Source organism: Xenorhabdus aichiensis (assembly GCF_028598775.1).
Taxonomy (GTDB): domain Bacteria; phylum Pseudomonadota; class Gammaproteobacteria; order Enterobacterales; family Enterobacteriaceae; genus Xenorhabdus; species Xenorhabdus bovienii.
Window position 1 is genome coordinate 1 of record NZ_JAQRFO010000082.1, and the last position, 6,868, is coordinate 6,868.

The following is a 6,868-nucleotide window of genomic DNA, read 5'->3' on the forward strand; positions in this document are numbered from 1 at the left end:
TTTGGGTTTATCTTCGTTCCGCTTGGCTCTGCGCTCACCTTCAACTTGATCGATAGAGAATAAGCTCAGGCCTTTTTGTTCAATGTAGGTCGTTCCTGACTTGCCATGACGATTGAGGCGCAGGATCAACTCGGTTAGCGTTTGGTCTGATTTCTCGTGATAAACTGAATCACGGTAGACTCCCATCCAGTAATCGCAATCCTGTTCAATCTGGCCTGTATCGCGGCTGTCACTGGCAGTCGGACGCTTATTAGCGCGTTCCTCCAGATTCCGGTTAAGCTGGGTCAGCAGAACCACCACAGTATCCAGTTCTTTCGCCAGTATCTTGAGTCCCTTTGTGATATTGCCGTAAGCAATGTCATTCCTGTCTGCCTTCTCAGTCTTCATCAGGGTCAGATAATCGACACCGATAAAACCAATCTTGCCAACCTTGCGCTTGATTTTGCGGCACTGTGATTGGATATGGGCGAGGGTCATTGCGGGAGTATCATCAACCCAGGCATTAGGGGTATCTCTCAACTCTCCTATCGCCCGACAAAGCAGATCCCATTCATAATCGTCATCCGTTCCGCCATACAGTATGTCTGTGTTAACCCCTGATTTCTGGCTAACCATGCGCTCGAACAGTTGTTCATCGGTCATCTCCATGCTGAACAGTAATACCGGATGACCCTCGGCCGCGACATTCTTCGCCATCTCAGTAAGCACTGTGGTTTTCCCCATTTTCGGACGCGCCCCAATGACAAACAATGAGCCATTCACGATATACCGTGGGGCCAGCATTTCATCAAAATCTCGGAATCCGGTCTTGAGTCCCCGATGTAATTCGGGATTGTTAAATCTTTCTTCCAGCTTTTCAAAGAAGCGATCGGCAATCTCACTGATCGGTTTTAGCCCTGTTTTCTTACCCGTGACACCATTCTCGGCCGCATCACCCATCAGCCGTTGAGCCATGTCCATCTTCTCAGCAAATGTGAGCATGCTGGGTGTCATGAGCAAACGCTGAATCTCATTGGTTTTCTCAATGGCGTAACGTTCGGCGGCGGTTTCACGCACCTTTTTGGCATAGGCAACTATGTTAGCGGTGCTCGGTGTATTCCTGCTGATTTCAGCCAGATAAGGCAGTCCACCCGTATTACCAGACTTACCCGCGCTTTTTAGGCGATCATCAACGGTGAGAACATCAATGGGCAGATGTTTGCCATTCATAGTCCTCATCTCGGCGTAGATCATACCGTGATGACGGCTGTAAAAATCATCGGGGTTTAATGTCGAGAAGACGTATTGGGAGTTGTCGCTCTGGGGGTCTAGCAGTAATGAACCTATAACGCTTTGTTCTGCCTCGATGCTGTGGGGGACTTGATTAACGATTATTTTTGCGGTCATTCGCTCTGTCCTCTTTGACGGATACGTAGCATTGGTCAGTGATCAGGTAATCTAAATTTTTGGCTCTCCAGTAGCCGCCTTTGCCGTTAGGACTCTCTTCCATCATCCAGCGGCAATGTTCGGCTATGTAGCCCAGATAACCTTTCCAATTTTCCAGCGTGAACGACTTTTGGTGCTGAGTCTGGTACTCCTTGTTGGCTCGCTGCCAGAACGTACGCATCTTGGATTTTCTGGCGTCTCGCAGGACAGTAATCCTAGCCATTTCAGGCAGAATTTCGTGATAGGCGTCGATCATGGCTTGGTAGGGAACTGATTCTTTCTTAGACTGAGATTTCCTGACTGGCTGTGGCGGGTTGTTTTCGTCAGAAAACTCACCAACATCGTTAGATGTTATATATTCTTGTTCTAATAACTTCTTACTCTGTTTGACCTGCTTTGTTACCTGCTTTGTTACCTGACCATCGCTGAAAGCCACGTCATGACTGGGTTTGTTTGTTACCTGATTAGTTACCTGCTTTGTTACCTCAAAATCATTTACCTGTTTTGTTACCTCGTATTGCGTTGAACCCTTATAGTTATTGAGTTTGTTTGTTACCTCAACATCAAGCTGATAATCGGTATAATTTGAAATGGTGATCACCGTTCCATGTCGATTACCGCTAAACGTTAACATTCCCTCCGAAGAAAAGAATTCGAGCATATCCCTAACCTGCTTAGGGGTCTTCTCATTCCCTTTGGCATCTCGTAACTTTCTGGCTAATAACCGGGGTTTTGTTACTAATTGCCCTGTATCCAGATCCCAATCAACACCACCAAATTCAATGCGTCTGGGTTTGTATTGAGCCATCCCCAATAACCTAACCCATAATGCTAATTTGGCGGTATCATCCGCCCATCCACTGGACAGAAGACTCCTGAACAGTGCAAAGTGCCCCTGTTTTTGGTTTTCCATCCGTGCGCTCCTTGAAGACGCGTTCGCACCAAAATCAGCGTATGCAACGTTACTCATGGCGTTTCCCTCCGGTCAGTTCCTCGCGATGCTCCAGTCGCAATTTAGCATCCTCCAGAGCATCACGCAGTTTTTCACATCCCTGTTCGGTGACTAAACGAGCCTCCCGTTCGCGCGTGAGATTTTTATGCACTGCGCTGTGATTAAATTTCGTTTTCATGTATAATTACCTCTGTTAAATGTGTTGTTGAGAGGGACTTGCATACTTCCTCTCAGTCGTTAAATCGACATCTCAAGTTGCATTTCTGAGACCTCGTTGGTGGCAGCCTTCGAGGTTTTTCTTTTTGGGTATCGGATATACTCCAATGCCTCTATTAACGCCTTCGCATCCTCCCGATTTATCACTACGTTTGTGTCTGGCGCGTCATATTCAATGGCAACCAAAACGCGCGCCATTTTCGCAATGAAACTAATGTCATCCAGTTTTTGCGGACGCTGCCAGCGCGTGACTTGTGATTCATGAAAATCAATTATTCTGGCTACGTTCCGTGAACCTGTCAGCGCGATCTTGTTCAGCAATTCACTTTCCTTATCTCTGAATAATTTGCGGTAACTTGCGTGTTTCATTCGTAAAATATCCTAAAGTTAAATTTGGTTAATGTTTGTTTAATAAATAAACGATAGATATCGTCTATCCTGAGATAGATAGTTAATAAACACGATCACGGCCTCTTGATGAGCGAGCCTTTACGGGGTTGATTTATTCCTGTTCCCCGATTGCCTGAGAATATTCTCGGCGCTATTTCGGTTTGCTAGGGTTCATCAATAGCCTGTCGTGTGGGCAAATTGTTAAAGAGCGGTACTGGTTATGCTGAGAGCAATTTCTTTCTGCTGATATCTAACAGGTCATTCGCCTGATATTTACCATCAGAGATTTGCTGGATTGTCTCGGCATAGTTGGTCTTACCAAAAAACTCTGTCTTGGGGAGAAATCCGTTTTTAAGCCACTTATAAACGGCTCTTTCGCTAACCCCACATGCATGAGCTACTTCGGTAATGCCAATATTTTTAATTGGTTCTTCCAAAGATCGCATAGTCACCCCTTTATTTTCGTACTTTCAGTACACATTATGATTGAACTGAAAGTTTTTTCAAGTGGATTATCATCGTACTTATGGTACAGACAGAAAAAACGCGCGAACAATTTTCCCAGCGGCTGGCGCAGGCCTGTGAGCGGGCTGGTCTAAATGAACATGGTCGGGGAGCTGCGATAGTCAGAGCTTTAGGGGTGTCATCTAAGGCGGTGAGCAAATGGTTTAATTCTGAATCTTTACCCAGACAGGAAAAGATGAATGCTCTCGCTGATTACCTTAATGTCGATATCGTCTGGTTACAGCATGGTATAGATAATGCCAGCGATAACGCTCGCCCAGAGAAAATACATGAAGTTAAACCACCAGTTAGACAGCTAACTAAGGAACAAGAAAAGCTATTAGAGCTATTTGATAGGTTGCCAGCAGAAGAAGCTAAGCGTTTCTTGAAGGAAATGCAGATAAAAGCGACTCATTTTGATGCAATTTTTGCCGAAATGCTGGCAAAACGTGGCAGTAAAGCAAGCTAACAAAATATATACCATGTGTAAACTGTAACTAAATGAAATGTTAACAATGTCATAAATTTTAATATAGGCCGCATCTCGCGGCCTCCTGCAAATGCTGATAATCGATTTGGCGAGCAGATAAACGCGATCGCCATATAATGAACAAGGAATACATATAGTTATGTCATATTCACTGTCAAATGGATCGCAGTATAATTTAGACCTTAGACCAGTCGCTGAGGCAGAAGTTAATGGCATACAGATGGGAGTTCTTAATGATGGAACTCCGTATCTAACCCTATATGGACTTGCAAAACTTTGCGGTATAGATGAAGCACCTTTGAGGGTTTTTACCTCCAATTGGCAAAGCGAGAGGATAAAACCAAGAGGAAAAAAAGTTGAGTCATATTTACAGCTTAGAGGGCATTATAACGTTGAAAAATTATTCACTAGGACTATCAATAAGCAAGGTATAGAAACTCACGCCTATCCAGATTATATATGCATGTCAATCTTACAATACTACGCTTTTGATGCTACTAATTTTGACAATACTTCTGCAAGAAACATCTTCATAAAGTTAGCTGATTACACGTTAAAAAGAATGATTTACGAACAATCAGGATATGTACCTAATCAAGATGTAATCAACAATTCCTGGAACGTCTTTCAGCAAAGAATAATCGCCAATGACAGCATTCCTATTGGATACTTTTCTATTTTCAGAGAAATGGCTGATTTAACAGTAAAGCTAATAAATAGTGAATTCAGATTAGATCCTCATGCCATTCCAGATATAAGTGTTGGTCAGCGGTGGGCCACTTATTGGAAAACGAACAATTTAGAACAACAATTCGGCGCAAGGTTTCTTCATCCACATAATTACCCTGCTAACTTTCCTCAAAGTAGAGGAACTCAAAAAGAAGCATATATTTACCCAAACGGGGCACTTGGTATATTCAAGGATTGGCTCGCTACAACGTATATTGACGAACACTTAACAACCTATTTATCAAGAAAAGTCAATGATGGCGCTCTTCCAGCTCCGCAAGCTGAAAAAATATTGCTTGCTGTAAAACGACCAGAATTACCAAATAAGCACTAACTTCTTTTCTAGCCCTCCCTTGAGGGCTTTTTGTACCAGTCTATATTCTTTCTTTGGCCAATTAGTGACTGCAATCACAAATTAAAATAATCTCAAAAATTTATTTCCTTATCTAACAATTAGTTATACCAAAAGTACGATATATTTAAAATATTTTGTACTTTTGGTACTTGTCTATTTCGTACTTTTGGTTCAATATGTATTCATCAACGGCAGGGAGCCAAAAGTAAAAAGAAGTTTGCTCTTTAACAATATGAACCCCACACGACAGGCAACTGACGAGCCCTAGCAAATTGAAATAGCGCCGGGTAGTTACTCAGGTTATCGAGTAATCATTCAGGCAATCGGGCAACGCAACCCGTAAAGGCGCACTCGTTATGAAACTGCTCGTGATTAACCAAAAGGAAAATTAATCATGGTTTAGCAAAGCGGATAGACCGCGACGCATAGCGTTATGCTGCGCTAGTAACGCAGCCCCGAGTCCCCACGTAGGGAGCCAGAAGCAGGTCGAACTGCACACACGCTGGTTAGGGTTAATGAGGAAGAAGGTGTGCCGGTAATGCAGAGTGATGCCAGTCACTTTCCGGTTATAGCTGAGGATAGCAAGGGCGATTCCAAAACACGGACTCAAGGGCATGAGCGCGACCACTGCGAGAGTGTGGTTGATTGACTGTAGGTCATTCACTGAGTGGCCTATGGTGAGTTAATTAACGGAGAAATTCCATGAACGACAAAGACATTCCGCTGGAAAACATTCTCGACAATTTCTTTTTTCAGTCCCGGAAGCAGCAGCACGAGAACTTCCGAAATAATCGTCAACCGAAACAGCGTCCGTCCCAACAAGAACGCGACACTGTTAACGTATTCAGCAATTTTGTTACGGCAGTGAATAAATCGCCGTCGAAAGAACTAATCTCAACCAAAACCAAAACCCGCCGTCGTTTGGAGTCAGGCGGGGTGACGGCGAGGGGTTAGCCGCTATTCAGTGGCTAACCATGCGTATTACCTAAAAGATCTAACCCCAAACCCCACAAGAAGGACTGAGATGAAACTCACTGAATTACAAAAACAAATTCACCAGCAAAATGTTGAAGCCGGTTGGTGGGATAAACCCCGTGAACGCGGAACCCTGCTTTGTTTAATTCACTCTGAAATCAGTGAGGCAATGGAGGGAGAACGTAAAAACCTGATGGATGACCACCTACCGCATCGACCTATGGCAGAAGCAGAATTAGCTGATGCTGTTATTCGTATTTTGGATTATGCAGAGGCATTTGGGTATGACATCGAGGGCGCGATTGCTGAGAAATTAGCCTACAACAGGCATCGGGCAGACCATAAACGAGAAAACCGCGCCAAATCTGGCGGTAAGGCATTTTAATGAAAACCACTGCCGCCTGAGGTGGTTAAACATGCAGGCACATCAAATCAACAACAGTAACAGCGAGGTGAGTATGACTACAGCAATGAAATTTGTGGCTGAACATAAAGAAAAATTTGAACGTTATCGTCAGTGGGCTATATCCGAAGCGCCGCGTTCTGAAATTCGTCGTCGTTTGGCAAAACTGTGTTGGGTCGAACGTAAGTACTATCGTGAGTGGATGGCTCTCAGTTGACTAACTCCAGCTCATTCCAAATAAACAATATTAATTCTGAAAGGAAATAAAAATGACTACAGCAATGAAATTTGTGGCTGAACATAAAGAAAAATTTGCGCGTTATCGTCAGTGGGCTATATCCGAAGCGCCGCGTTCTGAGATTCGTCGTCGTTTGGCAAAACTGTGTTGGGTCGAACGTAAGTACTATCGTGAGTGGATGGCTCTCAGTT

At 43.9% G+C, this 6,868-nt stretch carries 9 protein-coding genes and 2 pseudogenes; 6 read left to right on the forward strand and 5 right to left on the reverse strand.

Translation table 11 applies throughout. The annotated features are described in order from the left end of the window. The 5 genes from PSI22_RS20515 to PSI22_RS20535 form a co-directional block, all read right to left on the reverse strand. Nucleotides 1-1,386, reverse strand: a 1,386-nt coding sequence (locus tag PSI22_RS20515; protein ID WP_273581355.1) for a replicative DNA helicase, incomplete at its 3' end; no start/stop codon positions are given. Next, a complete protein-coding gene (locus PSI22_RS20520) occupies nt 1,364-2,395 on the reverse strand; it encodes a replication protein (RefSeq protein ID WP_273581356.1) in 1,032 nt (343 codons plus the stop codon). The genes PSI22_RS20515 and PSI22_RS20520, both read right to left, overlap by 23 nt. Beyond that, complete coding sequence (locus PSI22_RS20525) at nt 2,388-2,555, reverse strand: hypothetical protein (RefSeq protein WP_196245623.1); 168 nt, start codon at nt 2,553-2,555, stop codon at nt 2,388-2,390. Before PSI22_RS20525 ends, PSI22_RS20520 begins: the two co-directional genes overlap by 8 nt. Before the next feature lie 59 nt (nt 2,556-2,614). Beyond that, nucleotides 2,615-2,962: a CII family transcriptional regulator gene (locus tag PSI22_RS20530; protein ID WP_273581357.1), complete on the reverse strand. Its 348-nt coding sequence runs from the start codon at nt 2,960-2,962 to the stop codon at nt 2,615-2,617. Between the two features lie 239 nt (nt 2,963-3,201). Continuing rightward, a complete protein-coding gene (locus PSI22_RS20535; protein ID WP_038213453.1) occupies nt 3,202-3,429 on the reverse strand; it encodes a helix-turn-helix transcriptional regulator in 228 nt (75 codons plus the stop codon). A gap of 80 nt (nt 3,430-3,509) precedes the next feature. On the opposite strand from PSI22_RS20535, the pseudogene PSI22_RS20540 reads away from it, so the two are divergent. From PSI22_RS20540 to PSI22_RS20560, 6 genes and pseudogenes are all read left to right on the forward strand, one after another. After that, nucleotides 3,510-3,755, forward strand: a pseudogene (locus PSI22_RS20540) (helix-turn-helix domain-containing protein); the annotation flags it as partial. Between the two features lie 63 nt (nt 3,756-3,818). Next, nucleotides 3,819-3,956: pseudogene (locus PSI22_RS21690) on the forward strand (hypothetical protein); the annotation flags it as partial. 160 nt (nt 3,957-4,116) lie between these two features. Next, nucleotides 4,117-5,040: a BstA C-terminal domain-containing protein gene (locus tag PSI22_RS20545; protein WP_273581358.1), complete on the forward strand. Its 924-nt coding sequence runs from the start codon at nt 4,117-4,119 to the stop codon at nt 5,038-5,040. Between the two features lie 723 nt (nt 5,041-5,763). Beyond that, entirely contained in the window at nt 5,764-6,015 is a 252-nt protein-coding gene (locus tag PSI22_RS20550) for a hypothetical protein (protein ID WP_273581359.1), read from the forward strand. A gap of 70 nt (nt 6,016-6,085) precedes the next feature. Beyond that, the gene (locus PSI22_RS20555; RefSeq protein ID WP_273581360.1) at nt 6,086-6,421 is read left to right on the forward strand and encodes a nucleoside triphosphate pyrophosphohydrolase family protein; all 336 of its coding nucleotides are present in this window, start codon (nt 6,086-6,088) and stop codon (nt 6,419-6,421) included. A 31-nt stretch (nt 6,422-6,452) separates the two neighbouring features. After that, nucleotides 6,453-6,656, forward strand: coding sequence for a hypothetical protein (locus PSI22_RS20560; protein WP_273581361.1), 204 nt, complete (start codon nt 6,453-6,455; stop codon nt 6,654-6,656). Nucleotides 6,657-6,868: the final 212 nt, after the last annotated feature.

Coding starts and splice junctions, on each gene's coding strand:
- PSI22_RS20555 (WP_273581360.1), top strand. CDS start 6,086: ATGAAACTCACTGAATTACAAAAACAAATTCACCAGCAAAATGTTGAA.
- PSI22_RS20545 (WP_273581358.1), top strand. CDS start 4,117: ATGTCATATTCACTGTCAAATGGATCGCAGTATAATTTAGACCTTAGA.
- PSI22_RS20525 (WP_196245623.1), bottom strand. CDS start 2,555: ATGAAAACGAAATTTAATCACAGCGCAGTGCATAAAAATCTCACGCGC.
- PSI22_RS20530 (WP_273581357.1), bottom strand. CDS start 2,962: ATGAAACACGCAAGTTACCGCAAATTATTCAGAGATAAGGAAAGTGAA.
- PSI22_RS20550 (WP_273581359.1), top strand. CDS start 5,764: ATGAACGACAAAGACATTCCGCTGGAAAACATTCTCGACAATTTCTTT.
- PSI22_RS20520 (WP_273581356.1), bottom strand. CDS start 2,395: ATGAGTAACGTTGCATACGCTGATTTTGGTGCGAACGCGTCTTCAAGG.
- PSI22_RS20560 (WP_273581361.1), top strand. CDS start 6,453: ATGCAGGCACATCAAATCAACAACAGTAACAGCGAGGTGAGTATGACT.
- PSI22_RS20535 (WP_038213453.1), bottom strand. CDS start 3,429: ATGCGATCTTTGGAAGAACCAATTAAAAATATTGGCATTACCGAAGTA.